The 14,993-nt window shown below is 74.0% G+C and carries 10 protein-coding genes; 1 reads left to right on the forward strand and 9 read right to left on the reverse strand.

Annotated elements, in window-relative coordinates:
• Positions 1 to 495: 495 nt before the first annotated feature.
• On the reverse strand, positions 496 to 702 hold the full coding sequence (locus AAFN69_RS15435; RefSeq protein WP_347729059.1) for a hypothetical protein: 207 nt from the start codon (positions 700 to 702) through the stop codon (positions 496 to 498).
• A 681-nt stretch (positions 703 to 1,383) separates the two neighbouring features.
• Between AAFN69_RS15435 and AAFN69_RS15440 the strand changes: the two genes are divergently transcribed.
• Positions 1,384 to 2,649 carry a serine/threonine-protein kinase gene (locus tag AAFN69_RS15440; protein ID WP_347729060.1) on the forward strand — a complete coding sequence of 422 codons (1,266 nt, stop codon included), beginning with the start codon at positions 1,384 to 1,386 and terminating at the stop codon, positions 2,647 to 2,649.
• 21 nt (positions 2,650 to 2,670) lie between these two features.
• On the opposite strand, the gene AAFN69_RS15445 is transcribed toward AAFN69_RS15440, so the two are convergent.
• The 8 genes from AAFN69_RS15445 to AAFN69_RS15480 all read right to left on the reverse strand — a co-directional run bounded on the left by AAFN69_RS15445 (position 2,671) and on the right by AAFN69_RS15480 (position 14,781).
• Positions 2,671 to 3,489, reverse strand: coding sequence for an RNA methyltransferase (locus AAFN69_RS15445; RefSeq protein ID WP_347729061.1), 819 nt, complete (start codon positions 3,487 to 3,489; stop codon positions 2,671 to 2,673).
• A 104-nt stretch (positions 3,490 to 3,593) separates the two neighbouring features.
• A complete protein-coding gene (gene cobA, locus AAFN69_RS15450) occupies positions 3,594 to 4,829 on the reverse strand; it encodes a uroporphyrinogen-III C-methyltransferase (protein WP_347729062.1) in 1,236 nt (411 codons plus the stop codon).
• 765 nt (positions 4,830 to 5,594) lie between these two features.
• On the reverse strand, positions 5,595 to 9,437 hold the full coding sequence (gene cobT, locus AAFN69_RS15455; protein WP_347729063.1) for a nicotinate-nucleotide--dimethylbenzimidazole phosphoribosyltransferase: 3,843 nt from the start codon (positions 9,435 to 9,437) through the stop codon (positions 5,595 to 5,597).
• A gap of 336 nt (positions 9,438 to 9,773) precedes the next feature.
• Complete coding sequence (gene cbiE, locus AAFN69_RS15460; RefSeq protein ID WP_347729064.1) at positions 9,774 to 11,084, reverse strand: precorrin-6y C5,15-methyltransferase (decarboxylating) subunit CbiE; 1,311 nt, start codon at positions 11,082 to 11,084, stop codon at positions 9,774 to 9,776.
• Between the two features lie 92 nt (positions 11,085 to 11,176).
• Positions 11,177 to 11,812: a GNAT family N-acetyltransferase gene (locus AAFN69_RS15465; protein WP_347729065.1), complete on the reverse strand. Its 636-nt coding sequence runs from the start codon at positions 11,810 to 11,812 to the stop codon at positions 11,177 to 11,179.
• Between the two features lie 183 nt (positions 11,813 to 11,995).
• Complete coding sequence (locus AAFN69_RS15470) at positions 11,996 to 12,823, reverse strand: MetQ/NlpA family ABC transporter substrate-binding protein (protein ID WP_347729066.1); 828 nt, start codon at positions 12,821 to 12,823, stop codon at positions 11,996 to 11,998.
• Between the two features lie 93 nt (positions 12,824 to 12,916).
• Positions 12,917 to 13,702 (reverse strand): methionine ABC transporter permease, encoded by a 786-nt coding sequence (locus AAFN69_RS15475; protein ID WP_347729067.1) that lies wholly within the window; start codon positions 13,700 to 13,702, stop codon positions 12,917 to 12,919.
• Positions 13,699 to 14,781 carry an ATP-binding cassette domain-containing protein gene (locus tag AAFN69_RS15480; protein ID WP_347729068.1) on the reverse strand — a complete coding sequence of 361 codons (1,083 nt, stop codon included), beginning with the start codon at positions 14,779 to 14,781 and terminating at the stop codon, positions 13,699 to 13,701. The genes AAFN69_RS15475 and AAFN69_RS15480 overlap by 4 nt, the downstream gene beginning before the upstream one ends.
• Positions 14,782 to 14,993: the final 212 nt, after the last annotated feature.

Below are 14,993 nucleotides of genomic sequence, written 5' to 3' on the forward strand. Positions count from 1 at the left end.
CTGCCCCCCTGGCGGTAGGGACCCGACGGTACAGAGGCGGCGCGGGAGGCGGGGGCCCGGAGCCCGCTCCTCGGTCGCCGGAGGGGCTGAAGTACCGCCCCGGCGGGCACGCCCGTCCCGGGAGCACCAACGCCCGCACGCCGGAGAGGCGGAACAGGGACATCGCACGAGCCGTCCGGACCCACCCGGGACCGGGCGCGCCCCGTCGGACGTGCTGGAGGAACGCGCGGGGGCATGTCTCCGGGCCGTCGCCCGGACATCGCCGCCCGAACGCCGCTGAGGCCGACGCGCGCCCGGCAAGCGGTGCGGACCCACCTGGGAGGCAGTACGGGCACTCCCGCGCACCCGGGCCGGCCGCGGTGGGGGCGGGCAGCGCGATGGCCGGTCAGCTCCCCAGCTGACCGGCCATTGCTGCCGTCCGCCGCACCCCCGTCCCCACGGGGTTATGGCCGGATGTCCCCGACCCGGACCGCTCTTCCGGGTCCGGAGCGCCGCTCAGCGCTCCAGCATCACGCCCACGGACGACGCCTGTGTCATCACTGCCTCCCAGCCGCCGAAGACGACCACCAGCAGTGCTGCCAGGGGAAGAACCATCGCGGTCGCCACCAGTGGGTGACGACGGCCGGACCGGCTGCCGCCGAACGCGGTGAAAGCCCTGCGTCCCTGCGCGCGGACCAGTGTCCGCGATGCCGTGTCCGCCATGATTCCTCTCCCTGTTGTTTTTGACAGCGGCGGGTGTCTGACCTCGGGGGACGAGTGCTGCACCCGCCGCTTGACTTCAAGATTAGGGATTCTCCGAGGCCGGGACGTCATGCCCGCGTACCGCTTGTCGGGCCTCCCGGAGGATGAGCCACCCCCTTTCGATGTACTCCTCTGGGTGGAGAAGACGGCGCGCGGGTTGGGGTCTTCCCGGAGGGGTCGGGCCACGGCGCCCGCTCCGGAGACCGGCGGTGCGCACCACCTGGGCGGCCGGCGGGTGACATCGCTCACTCCCACCCCCCTCGCGGGTCCGGGGGGACCCCCGGACGGACCGCCCGGCTTGCCATGACTTCGCCCGCGCGCGGGCCCCCGGCCGCGTACCGCGCCCGCCCCGCACCCGTACCCCGGTGCGGGGCAATACCCCTTCCCTTCCGGCGCGTTGACCGCGAGCATCGGCCAAAGTGGCCGGATCCAGCAGTCTCTGACCACTCCTCGGTTCCGCCCGCCGGACCGGACAATCCCTCAGCACGGGAGGGCGCGGCCTATGAGCGCACCGGGGCGGCGGTACGTAAGCTGTGCCACGGCGAAAGTGGACGATCAGGCAATCGATTCGGACAGCGGCGGGGCTACCCGCCGAACAGGCAGGCAGGGGCGGGGCATCCCGCCGCCAGGCAGGGGACGGACATGGCGATGATGCGGCTCCGGCGCGAGGATCCGCGTGTCGTCGGCTCGTTCAGACTGCACCGGCGGCTCGGCGCCGGCGGTATGGGCGTGGTCTATCTGGGCTCCGACCGGCGCGGCCAGCGGGTCGCCCTGAAGGTGATCCGGCCGGATCTCGCCGAGGACCAGGAATTCCGTTCGCGGTTCGCCCGCGAGGTCTCGGCCGCCCGGCGGATCCGGGGCGGCTGCACGGCCCGCCTGGTCGCCGCCGATCTGGAGGCCGACCGGCCCTGGTTCGCCACCCAGTACGTCCCCGGCCCCTCGCTCCACGACCGGGTGGCCGAGGACGGGGTGCTGCGGGCCGCCGAGGTCGCCTCGATCGGCGCCGCGCTCTCCGAGGGGCTCGTCGCCGTGCACGAGGCGGGTGTGGTCCACCGCGATCTCAAACCGTCGAACATCCTGCTCTCCCCCAAGGGCCCCCGCATCATCGACTTCGGCATCGCCTGGGCGACCGGCGCGAGCACGCTCACCCATGTGGGCACCGCCGTGGGCTCCCCCGGATTCCTCGCCCCCGAGCAGGTGCGCGGTGTCGCGGTCACCCCGGCGACGGACGTCTTCGCGCTGGGCGCGACGCTGGCGTACGCGGCGACCGCCGATTCCCCCTTCGGACAAGGGGGTTCGGAGGTGATGCTCTACCGGGTGGTGCACGAGGAGCCGCAGCTCCACGGCGTCCCGGACGCGCTCGCTCCGCTGCTGCGGGCCTGTCTGGCCAAGGATCCGGAGGAGCGACCGAGCACTCTCCAGCTCTCCATGCGGCTCAAGGAGATCGCGGCCCGGGAGGCACAGGGCCTGTCGGAGGCCAGGCCCCCGGCCCAGCGGGAGCGGATCGAGTCCGACCGGCCGACCTCGCGCTATCCGGAGCGGCAGGACCGCACCGAGCGGCTGGAGCGGCCGGAGCGCACCGAGCGGCCGGGCCGGGCGGAGCGGGACGGGCGCGGTGAGCCGGTTGAGCGCCGGACCGCCGGGGGCTCCGGGCCCCGTCCGTACCCCTCCCGCTCCTCGCACTCCGCCGGGCAGGCGGGTCCGTCGTCCCGCGGCGGCGGATCGCGGCCCCGGCCGCCGCGCGGCGGGGGCCGGGCGGGCGACCGGCAGGGGCCGCGCTCCGGAGTGCGGACGACCTCCACCGGCCGGCGGCCCGCCAACCCCCGGCTGCTCCGGCAGCGGATCATCGTCTTCGTGGTGGTGACCCTGATCGTGGCGCTGGGGATCGCCGCCGCTCAGCAGTTGTAGAACGGCTCCGGGCCGTCCGCTTCAGGACCGCGGGCGGCCCGTGGCGACGGCGTAGAAGGCGACCGCCGCCGCCGCGCCCACATTGAGCGAGTCCACTCCGTGGGCCATCGGGATGCGGACCCATTCGTCCGCCGCAGCCAGCGCCCGGGCGGAGAGGCCGTCGCCCTCCGCGCCGAGCATCAGCGCGACCCGCTCCAGCCGGTGCGGGGCGGCCTCGTCGATCGACACGGCCTTCTCCGCCGGGGTGAGCGCGAGCAGCTTGAACCCCGCCTCCCGCACCGACTCCAGGCCCTTGGGCCAGGCGTCGAGCCGGGCGTACGGCACCGAGAACACCGCTCCCATCGACACCTTGACCGAGCGGCGGTAGAGCGGATCGGCGCAGTCCGGCGAGAGCAGTACGGCATCCATGCCGAGCGCGGCGGCGCTGCGGAAGATCGCGCCGATGTTGGTGTGGTCGTTGACCGACTCCATGACGACGACCCGGCGGGTCGTGCCCAGCAGTTCCCCGGCGGTCGGCAGGGGCTTGCGCTGCATGGAGGCGAGGGCGCCGCGGTGCACGTGATAGCCGGTGACGCGTTCGGCGAGCTCGGGGCTGACCGCGTAGACGGGGGCCGGGAGTTCGTCGATGACATCGCGCATGGCATCGACCCACTTGGCGGAGAGCAGCATCGACCGCATCTCGTACCCGGCGTCCTTCGCCCGTCTGATGACCTTCTCGCCCTCGGCGATGAAGAGTCCTTCGGCGGGCTCGCGTCTGCGGCGCAGCTCGACATCGGTCAGGCCGGTGTAGTCGCGCAGCCGCGGGTCGTCGGGGTCATCGACGGTGATGAGATCAGCCACAGGGTGGTACTGCCTTCTCCTGAGTGGGGTGCCGGCGTCCGCGGCACGGGTCTGTTGCCGATGGTCGCGCAGAGGCGGGCCGGGCGGTGGTGCGCCCGGCCGGATCACTGCCCGGACCGTCGCTCACGGCTGACGGGGCCCACGGTGACGACCTCGCCGATGACGATCACGGCGGGCGGGCGTATCTCCTCGGCGGCGACCACCCCGGCGACGGTCGCCAGGGTCGCGTCCACCCGGCGCTGAGCGGCCGTGGTGCCCTCCTGGACCAGGGCCACGGGGGTCTCGGGGGCCCGGCCGTGCTCGGTCAGGGCCCGGGCGATGGCGCCGATCTTGTCGACACCCATCAGGACCACCAGGGTGCCGCGCAGCCGCGCCAGGGCGGCCCAGTCCACCAGGGAGCGCGGGTCGTCGGGCGCGACATGGCCGCTGACGACGGTGAACTCATGGGCGACCCCCCGGTGGGTGACCGGGATACCGGCCGCGCCGGGAACACTGATGGAGCTGGAGATCCCCGGCACCACCGTGCACGGGATCCCGGCCTCGGCGAGCGCCTCGGCCTCCTCCATGCCCCGGCCGAAGACGAACGGGTCCCCTCCTTTGAGCCGGACCACCGCCCTGCCCGCCTTGGCGTGCTCGATCAGGGCGTTGTTGATGGCCTCCTGGGCCATGAAACGGCCGTACGGGATCTTCGCCGCGTCCACCACCTCGACATGCGGGGGCAGCTCGGCGAGCAGGTCACGGGGGCCGAGACGGTCCGCGATGACGACATCCGCCTCCGCGAGCAGGCGCCGGCCGCGCACCGTGATCAGATCGGGGTCACCCGGGCCGCCGCCGACCAGGGCGACGCCCGGTGTCCGTGTCCGGTGGTGAGGCGCGGCGAGGCTGCCGTCGCGCAGACCCTCCACGATGGCGTCCCGGACCGCCGCCGAGCGGCGGGGGTCGCGGCCGGTGAGCACGGCGACGGTCACCCCGTCCGACCGCCCGGTGGCCGGGGTCCAGGCGGTGGCGGCGCTCGCGTCGTCGGAACGGACACACCAGACCCGGTTCCGCTCGGCCTCGGCGGAGGCCCGCTCATTGGCCTCGGTGTCGGCCGTGGCGATGAGGACGTACCAGGCGCCCGCGAGGTCGCCCTCCTCGTACCGGCGGCGCTCCCAGCGGATCTCCCCGGTGTCCGCCATCGCCTCCACGGAGGGGGTGGCGGACGGCGAGACCAGCACGATGTCCGCCCCGGCGGCGATCAGCGCGGGAAGCCTGCGCTGGGCGACCTGCCCGCCGCCGATCACGACGACACGGCGGGCGGCGAGGCGAAGCCCGACGGGGTACGCGGGGTGTTCTGCCATGACGGTGGTACTCCTCGGACGGTACGGGGGCGGCCGGGCCGCGGGCCGCGGGGTGCGGGCCCGCCGGTCACCGGCGCCGGTCGCCGGCCGCTGCGGCGGTGAAGCGGCTGGTGAGGGCGGTGTCTCGGGGCCCAACTTTACGGGGCGGGGCGGTGGGGGTGCGCGGTGCGTCCCCCTGGGGGAGCGGGCCCGCGCCTCGCGCCGGCGGGGCGCGGCACGATACCCGGGCTCGCGGGACCCGGGCCCTTGGCGGGGCTCCGCCCCGCACCCCGCGCCTCAATCGCCGGCGGGGCTCAATTTGTCCCGGTTGCCCGGTCGCCCCTGGAACACGGCCCCCTTCACGCCGCGGGGCCGAGCGCCCCGGGGCCACCGCCCGTTCGGCCCGGCCGGCCCACCGCACCCGGGGCCTCGGGTCGGTTCGTCCCAAGGGTCCGACCCCCGGAACACGGCTCGTTGTCCCCGCCGCCCGGTCGCTCCTGGGGCGCGGCTCGGGCTGCCCCCGGGGATCCGGGCACTCACGGGGCCATCGCCCATGGGGTCCCGGCCGGTCCGGCACGCCCCGGGCCGCTGTTCCTTTCGGTCCCGGGGCACGGTCATCGCGGTCCGCCTGGTGCGGGGCAGCCCACCGTGCCGGGCGACGCGCATGCATGGAGCCCCGCCGGCGATTGAGGCGCCGGGGCGGGGCCCCGGGGCAGGAGAGCGCCCCGGGCGCGGGGTCCAGGGGTGGCTGGGGCGCGGCCGGGGCGCTCGGTGTCGCGAGGAGGGCTACTTCTCCGTGACTCCCGCCGCGTCGAACGTCGCCACCTCGTGCATCGCGCGGGCAGCGCTCTGGACCACCGGCAGGGCCAGCAGCGCGCCCGTGCCCTCGCCCAGTCGCAGATCGAGGTCGACCAGCGGACGCAGGCCCAGCTTGTTGAGGGCCGCGACATGGCCGGGCTCGGCGCTGCGGTGGCCCGCGATGCAGGCCGACAGCGCCTCGGGGGCAATCGCACGGGCGACCAGCGCGGCGGCGCCGGCCGAGACTCCGTCCAGCAGGACGGGGGTGCGCAGCGACGCGCCGCCGAGGATCAGGCCGACCAGGGCCGCGTGCTCCAGTCCGCCGACCGCCGCGAGGACACCGATCGGATCGTCGGGGTCGGGGGCGTGGAGCTCCAGCCCGCGCCGCACGACATCGATCTTGCGGGCGTGCATCTCGTCATTGATGCCCGTGCCCCGGCCGGTGATCTCGGCGGGGTCGACCCCGGTGTAGACGGAGATCAGCGCCGCCGAGACGGTCGTATTGGCGATCCCCATCTCACCGGTCAGGAGCGCTCTGTTCCCGGCGGTGACGAGATCGCGGGCCGTCTCGATGCCGACCTCGATCGCGGCCAGCACCTCGTCCCGGCTCATCGCGGGCCCGGTGGTGAAGTCGGCGGTGCCCGCCCGGACCTTGCGCGGAATGAGTCCGGGGGTGGCGGGCAGATCGGATGCGACGCCCACGTCGATGACACAGACCTCGGCGCCGACCTGGTTGGCGAAGGCGTTGCAGACCGCTCCCCCGCCCAGGAAATTGGCCACCATCTGGGTGGTCACCTCCTGCGGCCAGGCGGTGACTCCCTGGGCGTGCACTCCGTGGTCGCCCGCGAAGATCGCGACAGCCGCGGGCTCCGGGATCGGCGGCGGGCACATCCGGGAGAGGCCGCTGAGCTGCGCGGAGATGATCTCCAGCATGCCGAGCGCGCCCGCCGGCTTGGTCATGCGCTTCTGCCGCTCCCACGCCTCGCCGAGCGCCTTGGCGTCCAGCGGGCGGATATTGGCGATGGTCTCCTGGAGCAGGTCGTGCGGCTCCTCGCCCGGGAGCGCGCGGCGGCCGTAGGTCTCCTCGTGGACGACCCAGGAGAGCGGACGGCGCTTGGACCAGCCGGACTGAGCCAGCTCGGGCTCCTCCGGGAACTCGTCCACGTACCCCACGCAGAGGTATGCCACGACCTCCAGGTGTTCGGGCAGTCCCAGCGCGCGGACCATCTCGCGCTCGTCGAAGAAGCTGACCCAGCCGACGCCCAGGCCCTCGGCGCGGGCGGCGAGCCAGAGATTCTCGACGGCGAGCGCGGAGGAGTAGGGCGCCATCTGCGGCTGGCTGTGCCGGCCCAGGGTGTGACGGCCGCCGCGCGTCGGGTCGGCGGTGACGACGATATTGACCGGGGTGTCGAGGATGGCCTCTATCTTCAGTTCCTTGAACTGCTTGGCCCGGCCCTTGGGGAGGGACTTGAGATAGGCGTCCCGCTGGTGCTGCGCCAGTTCGTGCATGGTGCGGCGGGTCTCGGCGGAGCGGATGACCACGAAGTCCCACGGCTGGGAGTGCCCGACGCTGGGGGCCGTGTGCGCGGCCTCCAGCACCCGGAGCAGCACCTCGTGCGGGATGGGGTCGGCGCGGAATCCATTGCGGATGTCGCGGCGCTCGTGCATCACCCGCAGGACGGCGTCGCGCTCGGCCTCGTCGTATCCGGGCGCGGGCGGGCCGGCCGCCGGGGCAGGCTCGGTGCCGGGCTCGGCCGCCTCGGCCGGGGCTGCGTCCCCGGAGGCGGCTTCCGGCTCGGCGGCGGGCTCGGCGGCGGGCTCCGGCGCGGGCTCGGGGGCGGTCTGCTCCTGCGGGGCCGGTTCGGTCACTGCCGGCACCGGCACCGCGGCGGGAAGCGGCTCGGCGACGGCCGGGGCTTCCGGTCCGGCGGGAGCGGCCGTGACGGGCTCCGCGGCCGTGACGGGCTCGGGGGCCGGCTCGGGCTCGGCCACCGGGGCTTCCTGCGGCGGGGCCTCCTGCTCCGGTACGGGGACGGGCTCCGCATCGGCGACGGGCGGCTCGGCCGCCGGCTCGGGCTCCACGGCCACGACAGCCTCGGGCTGCGGAACGGGGGGCACCTCCACCGGGGCCTCGGGCTCCGCCGCCCCGGGGGCTTCGACGACGGCGGGCACCGGCTCGGGGGCGGTCTCCGGCTCGGGCTCGGGGGCCGCGACCGCGACCGGTTCCGGAGCCGCCTCGGGCGCCTCGGACACCGCTTCGGTCTCCGGCACGGCCTCGGCCTCTGTCACGGCCTCTGTCACGGCCTCGACCTCGGCGTCGGCCACCGGCTCGGACACCTCGGGCGCGGGAAGCTCGGCCTCCGCAACCTCCGGAGCGGGAGCCTCCGCGAGTGCTTCCTCCGGCTGTGCCACCGGGACCTCGGCCTCCGGCTCCACAGCCGCGACGGTCTCGGCCGGCGCCTCGGGAGCGGCCGTCTCCTCGGCGGCCGTCTCCGCGACCTCCACAGCCTCGGCCGCGGCCTCCGGCTGCTCGTCGGCGGGCGTCTCGGCACCGGCCGGCTCCGGCTCCACGGCCTCCGGCTGAACCGCCTCGGCCTCGGCCTCCGCCTCCGGGGCAACGGCCTCCGGCTCGGCGATCTCGACCGGCTCGGCGGGCTCGACCTGCTCGACCGGCTCGGCGGGCTCCGGCTCCACGGCCTGCGCCTCCGGCTCCGGCTGTGCCGAATCGGCTGTCACGACGGCCGGACCGGCGACAGCCGCGTCCTCCGCCACGACCGGCGCTGCCTCGGCCTCGGCCTCGGCCGACACCGGCACGGCCTCGGCGACCGGCTCGGACCCCGCCCCGGCCTCGGGGTCCGCCACAGGGACGGTCTCCACCACGGCGGAAGCCTCCGCCACGACCGGCGCCGCCTCCGCGACCGGCACGGCCTCGGACACGGCCGGCTCCGCCTCGACAGGAACCGGAACGGGAACCACGGCCTCCTGCACGGGCTGCGGGGCCTGCGCGCCCCACGGCGCGCCCGCCGCGGGCGGGATCTCGCCCAGCTGCGGGCCCGGCAGCACCGGCGCATCGCCGCCCGGCGCGTCGAGCTGCTCCGGACCGGCCACCGGCGCTCCGGCCACCGTGTTCGGGGTGTTCATCGGGGGCGCCGGGGTGGGCGCGCCCGCGGGCCCGCGGTCGGCGAGCGAGCGGACCACGCCGTTGGACATCTCGGGCAGCGGCGGTCCCATGTGCAGCGGACGCCGCGCGGACGGCGGTACGGGAGCGGCGGTCGCCGGGACGGGCTGCGGTACGGGCTGTTCGCCCGCGGGCGCGCCGGCCGCCGCCGGGTCCGGCCCGGCGGGGGCGGACGGCTCGGCAGCCTGCTCGGGGTTCACAAGATCCTCGGCCACCGGGGCCTCGGGCACGGCGGCCGGCTGCTGCTGAGGGGCCTGTATACCCGGTGCGCCCGGCACCCCCTGCGCGGGCACCGCCGGCTCCGGCGTGCCCAGATCCGTGGGGGCCGCGAGCTCCGGCGCGGGCACCTGGACCGGTGCGGCGGGGGCGGCGTACTCGGGTCCGGCGGGTGCCTGGGCGTACTGGCCGGGCACTCCGGCATGGGCCATCGCGTGCGGTGCGGCCTGCATCTGCTGCGGTACGGGCTGGACGGCCTGCGGGTCGCTCCAGGCGCCCTGTGCGCCCGGCATCAGCAGCAGATCGTCCTCACTGGCGACGGGCGCCGACGGGGGCAGGAAGGTGTAGGCGTCCGGGGCCGCCATGTCCGGCTCCTGTTCCACCACGCCTGCGTTCCCCGGCAGCCCCTCGCCCGGGATCCGGCCGGTGTCAGTCATGCGTACCCCTCGCACATCGGTTGTGAGTCCTTCGTCCATCGCCCGGACGCCCGACAGCGGCACATCTGACGCCCGTCACCTAGAACGAGCACGTGCGCCACGCGGCACGATCGCCCACGGACTCCAAGCATTCTCGCGGCCGTTCGCGCCCGCGGCGGGGAGATCCGCCACGGTCCGCTGTGGGCTGCGCCACGTTGCGCGTCCCCCGGTTACGGCGTACCACAAACCGGAGCCAAAACGGCACTGTTCTCCGGGTTCACCGGGTGATCACCAAGGAATTCGGTGAGCTCCGGGTGCGGTACAACGATCGGCCAGCCTACCTCGCGCCGCCCCGAATCAGGGTCTCGGGGCGCGCTCCGGCTGCTGTCCGGAGAGCAGGAAGACGGTGGAGCGCTCGCGCTCCTGCCAGCCTCGGGGATCCAGTTGCACCGACTGGAGCAGGGCGCATTCGACGGTGTAGCCGCCCGCGCCCAGGGCGGCGCCGATCTCCTCGGCCTCGTCCCGGGTGGAGGCATGGGCCACGATGCGTTCCGGGCGGCGGTCGGTGCAGGCGGTCACCACCTCGGCGCCGCCGCCGCCGATGCGCACGACATCGGGTTCCGGCAGCCGCTCCAGCACCTGGGGCGCGCGGCCGTTGATCACCTGGAGCTGGACGCCGGTGCGGCGGGCGGCGGCGTCGGCGCGTGCGCATGCCTCGCGGTCGGCGTCGACGGCGATCACCGCGGCCCCGAAGCGGGCCGCCTCGACGGCGAACGCGCCGCCGCCGGAGCCGATGTCCCAGACGAGATCGCCGATGCGGGGTCCGATCCTGGCGAGCTGCACGGCGCGCAGCTGTCCGGACTCGCCCTCGCCGGACCGTCCGGGCACGGGGTGGCCGGGCACCGGGCGGCCGGGTGCGACGGGGTGGTGCGGATCGGGGCCGGCGGCCGGGTCGGGGCCGGGGGCGTACCGCTCGGCGGGGAGCCCCCATCCCCGTGTTCCCGGATGCCCCTGGTCGTGGCCGGCGAGCCAGCCGCCGCCCGGTGCCGTGCGGCCCGCGCTGCCGCTCCCGCCGATGACGATGACCACATTGGGGTCGCGCCAGACATGGTCGGCGGCCTTGTCGGAGGTCAGGACGGTGACCTGTTCGCGGTCGGTGCCCAGCTCCTCGCAGATGACGAAGGTGCGGTGGACCCCTTCCAGCAGCAGGGCCAGTTCGGCGGGGCCGGCGCCCGGTGAGGTGAGGACGGCGACCTTGGGGTGGGCGCGGCAGACATTGACGGCGCGGCGCAGGGTGCGCGGGTGGGCCACCACGGTGCGGGCGTCGTCCCAGGGCATGCCGGCCCGGGCGAAGGCGGCGGCGACGGAGGAGACGGCGGGGACGACCTCGACCTCCAGGCCGTGCTCCGGGGCGCGCAGTACGCGGACGACGCCGAAGAATCCGGGGTCGCCGTCGGCGAGGACGACGGCGGTGCCGCGGTGGCCGGCGATCCGGCGGGCGGCGAGGTCGACGCTGCCGAGGCGGATCCGCTCGGCCGGTCCCGGCACCTCGGGAAGGGCGAGATGGTGCGCCGCCCCGGCCACCAGAGTGGCGGCGGAGAGGGCGGACCGGGCCGCGGCGGTCAGGGGCGAACCGTCCCAGCCGATCACGGTGACACGGTCTGCCATCGTCGTCAGTCTCCCCTGGTGTCGTCGCGGGCGCGCGGGTGGCGGGCTCAGTGAGATTACCCGGCGCGGGCGGCGGCGGTACCGGCCGGGATTCAGGCGAGTTCGGTGAAGGAGGAGTAGCCGAAGCGGGCCATCCGCTCCGTGCCGCCCTCCAGGTCCTCGGGGAGCAGGCTCCAGAGGATCAGATCGGTACGGGTGTCGGTCCAGGTGCCGTCCTCCGTCTGGACGCGCGCTATCCAGGCGCTGCGCAGCACCCCCTCGCTGATGGCCCCCGCCTTCTGGGCCACCTGCTGGGAGGCGGTGTTGCCGGCCGCGGTGCGCAGCTCCAGCCGCTCGAACTTCTGGTCGCGGAAGAGCCATTTGGCGACGGCCAGCACCGATTCGGTGGCGTACCCCTCGCCGCGCGCCCAGGGGGCGGTGACACAGGCGGCCTCGGTGGCGCGGGTGTGCCAGTTGGTGTTGCGCAGATGGACGGTGCCCACCAGCCGCTGGGTGAGGAATTCGGTCACGGCGAGCACGATCCCGCCGCCGCCCAGCCGTTCCGCAGGAGCGATCCTGCGGATCCAGTACTCGGCGTCGGCGGTGGTGTACGGGTGCGGCGCGGAGGTCCAGGCGATGGTCTGCTCGTCGTTCATCATCTCCGCGTACGCGGGGATGTCGCCCTCCTCGAAGGCTCGCAGCACCAACCGATCCGTGCTGATGGACACGTCCGGGAAGGTGGTTGTCATGCGACGCTCCGTAACCAAAAGGTCTGCCGAGGGCCCGGAACCGGGGCCTGCCGAAGACCCAGGATGCAGCATGGGCGAATCGAACTGCACCACAGGGTGCCGCACTTGCGCCCCGGTGGTGCGCCGCGGGCCCCGCACGCCCCCGAAAGGGGTGCGGGGCCCGGGGCGGGTCCGGCCGGCGGGTCAGAAGGCCGCGATGATGGAGCCCTCGTACTTGTCCTCGATGAACTTCTTCACCTCGGGCGTCTGGAGCAGCTTGGCGAGCTTGACCACGCGCGGGTCCTTCTCCTCGCCCTTCTTGACGGCGAGGAAGTTGCCGTACGGGTTGTCCGTGGCCGACTCCAGGGCGAGCGAGTCGTTCTTGGGGCTGAGCTTGGCCTCGACGGCGTAGTTGCCGTTGATGACGGCCGCGTCGACGTCGTCGAGGGCGCGCGGCGTCAGGGCCGCCTCGACCTCCTTGAACTGCAGCTTCTTGGGGTTCTCGGCGATGTCCTTGGGCGTGGCGTCGTCCCCGGCGCCGGCCTTCAGCTTGATGACGCCGTTCGCCTCCAGCAGCTTCAGGGCGCGGGCCTCGTTGGTGGTGTCGTTCGGCACCGCGACGGTCGCGCCGTCCTTGAGGCCGGCCAGGTCCTTGATCTTCTTGGAGTAGAGGCCGAGCGGTTCGAGGTGGACCGTGGCGACGGGGACGATCGTGGTGTTGTTCTTCTTGTTGAAGTCGTCGAGGAACGGCTTGTGCTGGAAGAAGTTGGCACCCACCTCGCCGCTCTGGGTGGCCGGGTTCAGCGTCACGTAGTCGGTGAACTCCTTGACCTCCAGCTCGAGGTCTTCCTTCGCGGCCAGCTCGTCCTTGATGAAGCCGAGGATCTCGGCGTGCGGGACGGAGGTGGCGCCCACGAGCAGCGGGCTGTTCGCGTCGTTCTTGGAGTCGGAGTCGGAGCCGCAGGCGGTGAGGCCGAGGGTGAGGGCTCCGGTGACGAGGACGGCAGCGGTGATCTTGGCAGTGTTACGCACGAAAAGTGCCTTTCTCCATGGTGGTGCGGGTGGTGCGCCCCGGATGGGGCTGGTCGGGAGGTCCGGGTGGGAACCGGAGGGGGAGGGAGGGCCCTACTGGGGGCGGGGCTCCTTCGCCGTCGCGGTCCCGGTCACCGATTCGGCTCCGGGAGCCGTGGCGACCCGGGCCGCGGAGCGGCCGGCGGAGAGCAGGCGCAGCCGGGGCGCCGGGGCGCCGCCGCGTCCGCGGCGGTGGATGCCGCGGGCCGCGTAGTCGCCGGTGAACTGGATGAGGGAGATGACGGCGGCGAGGATCGCCACGGTGATCCACATCAGCTCGGTCTCGAAGCGCATGTAGCCGTAGCGGATGGCGATGTCGCCGAGGCCGCCCGCGCCGACGCTTCCGGCCATGGCCGAGTAGCCGATGAGGACCACGACGGTGGTGGTGATGCCGGCTATCAGGGACGGCAGGGCCTCGGGTACGAGTACCTTCCGCACGACCGTCCAGGTGGAGCCGCCCATCGACTGGACGGCCTCCACGAGTCCGCCGTCCACCTCGCGGATCGCGGTCTCCACCAGCCGGGCGAAGAAGGGGATCGCCCCGATCGCCAGGGGCACGATCGCGCCCTCACGGCCGATGGTGGTACCGGTGACCGCCCTGGTGAAGGGCAGCAGGGCCACCATCAGGATGATGAACGGCATCGAACGGGTGATATTGACGATCTGGCCGATCACCTTGTTCGCCGGCGCGTTGCCGAGCAGGCCGCCGCGGTCGGTGAGGACCAGCACGATGCCCAGCGGGAGTCCGCCGACGACCGCGATCACCGCGGACCAGCCGACCATGTAGAGCGTGTCCCAACACGCCTGCTCCAGCAGTGGCTGCATCTCGGACCAGGTCACTTGGCCCCCTCCTTGACGATGACGGCGGCCGGGCCGCTCGTGGTGTGCCCGGCGGACGCCCCGGCGGGCACGGCCGCGGTGCCGGCGATGTCGACCTGGAGGCCCCGCTCGCGCAGGAAGCCGATCGGGACGACGTTCTCCTCGAACCGGCCGGGGAGCTCGATCCGCATCCGGCCGACCTGCTTGCCGCCGACGGTGTCCATCGCCGCGCCCAGGATGGAGATGTCGATGTTGTACGTACGGGCGAGCTGGGAGATCACCGGCTGGGTGGCGGCGTCGCCGTGGAAGGTGACGTCGACGACCGTGCGGTCGTCGGCGGAGGCGTCGCCGCTGACCGGGAAGAGCGCGGCGGCCAGTTCGGAGCCCGGGGTGGCGAGGAGTTCGCTCACCGTGCCGGACTCGACGATCCGGCCGCCCTCCATCAGGGCCGCGGAGTCGCAGACCGTCTTGACGACATCCATCTCATGGGTGATGAGCAGGACGGTGAGGCCGAGGCGGCGGTTGAGATCGCGCAGCAGTTCCAGGATGGAGCGGGTGGTCTCGGGGTCGAGTGCGCTGGTCGCCTCGTCGGAGAGGAGCACCTTGGGGTCGCCCGCGAGCGCCCTGGCGATGCCGACCCGCTGCTTCTGGCCGCCGGAGAGCTGGCTCGGATACGCCTTGGCCCTGTCGGCGAGACCGACCAGGTCGAGGAGTTCGAGCGCCTTGCGGGAGCGGTCCCGGCCGGAGTGGCCGAGGATCTCCAGCGGCAGCTCGACATTGTCCTGCACGGTGCGGGTGGAGAGCAGATTGAAGTGCTGGAAGACCATGCCGATCCGGCTGCGGGCCGCGCGCAGTTCCCGGCCGGCGCGGGGGCCGCGTCCGGCGAGGGCGGTGAGCTCCACACCGTCCACGGTCACCGTGCCGGCGGTGGGGCGCTCCAGCAGATTGACACAGCGGATGAGCGAGGATTTTCCGGCGCCGCTCTGGCCGATGACGCCGTACACCTCGCCTTCCCTGACATGGAGATCGACCCCGTCCAGGGCGGTGATCTCGCGTCCTCGCGAGCGATAGACCTTGGTGAGGCCCGTTGTGGTGATCACTGGGATGTCCGTCACTGTCGAGTGCGCGGCAAAGCGTCATCGCCGGGCACAGGGGCGTTCGTCTTCCGGGGTTCTGTGGTCGGAACGCGGCACGGGCCGACTCCGGGACACCCGCTGGGGGCCGGAGGGGGCATGGGGTTCGTGCGCGAGGCAGCGGCCGTCCGCTTCAGCGGATCCGGTGGCGGCTGCTTGATCTCACTTCGGGGCGCGAG

It is taken from the genome of Streptomyces sp. CAU 1734 (assembly GCF_039888735.1).
GTDB lineage: Bacteria > Actinomycetota > Actinomycetes > Streptomycetales > Streptomycetaceae > Streptomyces.